Origin of the sequence: Lutispora sp. (assembly GCF_041687175.1) — a bacterium.
Classification (GTDB): domain Bacteria; phylum Bacillota; class Clostridia; order Lutisporales; family Lutisporaceae; genus Lutispora.
Genome location: NZ_JAWLCK010000183.1, coordinates 1 through 4,051, shown reverse-complemented (window position 1 = coordinate 4,051; position 4,051 = coordinate 1). Strand labels below are relative to the sequence as shown.

General features: G+C 38.0%; 4 protein-coding genes. All 4 read right to left on the bottom strand.

Going from position 1 to position 4,051, the window contains the following annotated elements; translation table 11 throughout:
* Window positions 1–131: 131 nt before the first annotated feature.
* Window positions 132–938, bottom strand: a complete 807-nt coding sequence (gene yqeB / locus ACESM9_RS14845; RefSeq protein ID WP_373000458.1) for a selenium-dependent molybdenum cofactor biosynthesis protein YqeB — start codon at window positions 936–938, stop codon at window positions 132–134.
* Window positions 939–951: 13 nt separating this feature from the next.
* Entirely contained in the window at window positions 952–1,713 is a 762-nt protein-coding gene (gene yqeC, locus ACESM9_RS14840; RefSeq protein WP_373000455.1) for a selenium cofactor biosynthesis protein YqeC, read from the bottom strand.
* A gap of 9 nt (window positions 1,714–1,722) precedes the next feature.
* The gene (locus ACESM9_RS14835; protein ID WP_373000452.1) at window positions 1,723–2,754 is read right to left on the bottom strand and encodes an XdhC family protein; all 1,032 of its coding nucleotides are present in this window, start codon (window positions 2,752–2,754) and stop codon (window positions 1,723–1,725) included.
* Window positions 2,755–2,902: 148 nt separating this feature from the next.
* A partial coding sequence (locus tag ACESM9_RS14830) for a glutamine amidotransferase (protein ID WP_373000449.1) occupies window positions 2,903–4,051 on the bottom strand: 1,149 nt, incomplete at its 5' end.

Genomic DNA, 4,051 nt, shown 5'->3' with positions numbered 1-4,051 from the left:
TATTTATATTCTTACTTTCAAAGGCTGCATTCTGCATAACAGGTGAAATGCTATGTCCCAATGGATAGCCCAGCAATCCTATGTACTTTGTTTTTGAATCCACTTTCTGCATAATGTAGTGCTCCTTTGTATTATAACTCATCCTTCATCATGTATAGAATGGCTTCTAAGACTCCTCCTGCGATATTTCTAGCCTTATCAGAAATAGTAAAGCAATTAGCTTTTTCAGTAAGTCTCGGGTCTACGTCTGCAATTTTAAGTCCTTTCTTGACATAGCTGCCATCTCTGATAATTCCTCTCAATACTCCAGGAATCTTTGCTCTTATTAATGCATTTCCTACACGAGCGATAACTTCATCCTTCTCAACAATTGCTCCTATATCTTTTATGTTCTCAATAATACCTTCTTCAGGAGAATGAATCACTCTTTCTGAGGAATATCCTTCGATATCTCCAGGAACACCCGTATTTTTTTCTGCTTCTCCTTCAAATATTAATCGTCCTAGGTTATGACCTCTGACTGTTTCAATGACCACATCCACATCTTTACCTGCAATAAAACCTGGCCCCAGCCCTATCACAATATCTGCCATGTCCTTTGTTGTACCCAGATTTCTTTTAGCTATCATGGCATCCACTAATACTGAAGGTATAAGCTTTTTTATCCATTCACCTTCCGGATCTATTGCAACTGGAATCTTGTTTTCATCCCATGCCTTCTCTATCTCATTCATAGAACCTGCCAGAACCGCAGTGACACCTTCTATAGTCACTTCCCCATCATAAACCGCTTCGCTAAAGGATACTTTTCTTCTGATAGATGTAGGCTTAGGCAGTTCCAATACTAATACTCTGAAGCCGCATCTATGGAGCTTATGAATAGTTCCTGAAGCTAAATCTCCACCTCCTCGGACAATTACAAGCTTATTAAAAATCATCTTATTCACCTCTCTATTCCTTGTCCGTATATACATCAAACAAACTCATTTCATCATACTTGTTTGCTGCAAAACTTCCTATAACGATTCTATCCAAAAATCCCTTATTGCTTTTCCTCATCTCATTCAATAACTTAATTGCATTATTCCGATGATATGAATTATCAGCTTTATTAACAAACAATATCTTCTCACCTTTATGGTTTTTAAACAATCCCATTGGGTGGACAATAATCTTTAACAAATGGTCTATGGTAATCTTTTCTCCTGCCTGACCATGAGTTAGTCTACTGAATTCCTCCATTCGGTGAATATTGGAATCGGAAATTTCCATACCCAGAGTTTGAATATCCAACACACCTATTGTTTTAGTAGTTCCTTTGTATACAACAGGTTCATACAGATTCCACCCTTTTAAAGGCTTGCATTTTGAACCATCAGCTTCTATAACGGTATAATCAAAGCAAGGTACCAATCTATCCAAGTGTTCTTCCCTGAGCCCTATTATTTTGTTTTCTAAATTTACGCCTAAACCATAGACATAGATTTTTGCCTTATCTATTTGGCACTCAGAGAAGTTGTCTTCGCCTATGCATATTATTTCTGCCTCTTCTCTTGATGGTAAATAAATTTTCGTAGTAGTTGTTGCCAATACATTGGCATTGTTGTTTTTAATCTCCTTGGCCAATTGAAACATGAGAGTTGTTTTCCCTCCGGCTCCCACTATGGATATAACATCCCCATGCTTCAACCCTATAGAATTAGAGAGATTCATATAATCACCTTATTGTATTTTTTCTAATAGTACTTCATTGATACCACCGCAGATCATTCCCTCATCCTCAGCATTTTGACCCATCATGTCCAATTTATATAATTCCGGTTCTGTACTATGAGAATCCAGCAAGCTAAGGGATTTCTGTATGATCTCAGCCTCTACACAGCCTCCTCCAATTGTTCCTATTTGTTTTCCATCTGGGAAAACCAACATCTTGGTCCCTTCACTCCTTGGAGTTGAACCTTTTTTCGAGACAATAGTAACCAGCACCTTGGCTGTCTTATCATCATTATCCGTCAAGATTCCTTCAAGTATTTCCTTGGTGTACCTGCTGCCTCGTTTTGCGTTGTTTTTTACCTGTATAAGCTCTGCCGCAATGCAAACAGCAATCTCTTCAGGGGTTTCGGCTCCAATTTTTAAACCTATGGGAGCATATATTCTTTCAATACATTCTTCATCTATGCCTTTTTCCTTCAATGCTTCCTTTATTGTCCTTACCCGAACCTTGCTGCCCAACATACCTATATATGCATTTTCTTTTTCAATAATTTTTTCTAAGCAAATCTGGTCATAGCGATGCCCTCTTGTTACAATTACAAAAAATGTATCCTTATCTCCTTTGATTTCTGCTAATCCATCTTCGAAAGGCTTGCATATTACATGGTTTGCGCCTGCTCTTCTTGCATTATCTGCAAATGTGGGCCTGTCTTCTATAGCTATTACCTTAAAACCTATCATCAAGGCAATTTTAATAAGTTGTATTGCTACATGTCCACCGCCACAGACAACTAATTTCATATCGCTGCCTAAAATTTCAACAAAAACCCTATTATCTTCAATCCAATATGTGCCTGTTTCTGTTATTTCTAATATTTTGTGCTGATGCTTACTTAGGAAACCATCATCAGATGTTTTAAATAAAAGCTTATTAGCTGAAAATAAAGCTTTTTCCCCAAAGTATTCTCCTTCTATGACAGTTGCCATCAGATTCTTTTCATTAGCACTGAACTGGTTAATGATCTCATAAAGCTCTTTCATCTGTGCCTTATCTCTCCTTAATCTGAAATTTGTCTATATTAAATAGTTTGCTTATCTTTTATATTATCTTCTCTAGTTTTCATCTTGTCAAATTACAAGTCATCTTAATACCTCGAACTTAAGCTTCTTGACTAATGATAATTTACACTTATCTATTCTTCCTCTTCAATAAAGCCTCAGTATTCAATGTCTCAGTTGAAGCCTTACTCCTCTTTTCCGTTGGTTCTTTTGCCTTATCTCTAACAGCACTTTTTATTTCCTCTTTGTTCTCAGCTTCTGCACGAATCGCAACAGTTTTTTCTATCATACCTGTTTTATGTCTACTCTTATTATCTACTTTTATTATACTACCATATATCTTTCTAAAGAATTTGCCAACCCTACCCATGGTCAGCTTAAGTCGTCTTACAGCTATATCTACCAGGAATGCCAATAGTGTCAATAATAACAGTGGTGATGTTAAATCCACTCTCCCTTTTACAGGTGCTATGGGGCCTTCAAATACTTCTTCAGCCTCCTTAATATAACTGCCTCCGGATTCAATCACAAGTCTCTCCAGCTTATGGCTATTTGCATCCATTGAATATTCAGGAGAATACTGAACAGACATTCCGGTGCTGACAGCACTTTGAACCTCTCCATCTTTGCTCTGCACCACCTTTATAAGATAAGCTCCGGTATCGTCTATCCTGAAGCTGCCCTTATATCTTCCCGGTGCTTCTGGGTTTAAATCAACTTCAATAGTTTCCAGAGATGGAGCAGTAATAATTGCCCTTGTATCTATAGTTTCATTGCTATTTCTCTGCAATGCATTTATTTCTCCATAGCCCCCCTGAACCTTTGTGCTTACCTCCAGATTTTCTGTGGAGTAATTTTCTATGGTCCAATTAATAAGATTATTCCAAAAAACAGGGTTCTTATCCCAGTTTACATAATTTCCACTCCAGACTCCCTTCATATCCGAATTCCATGCTATAGTCTTTCCCAGTCCATACTGCCAAAGGGTCAATATTGGATCCCCTTCATCACTTTCCAATATAACTCTGGATGAATCCTTAGGACTTGAAGCTATATAACCCAGCAAGCCAGGCATACCATTCTCTGCGACACCCTCCAGGACAGAGTGCATATTTACTAGCCTGGGAGTGAATTCCCTGTTGTTCAGATAAGCTCTGGCGGCCATAAAGGTTTCTTTTGCAAAAATTGTGGGTATATTGGAATACTGATCCGTCACATAGAACCTTCCTCCAGCTTCCTGAGCTATATGTTCCAGAAGCTGTATATCCGCATCAAAACC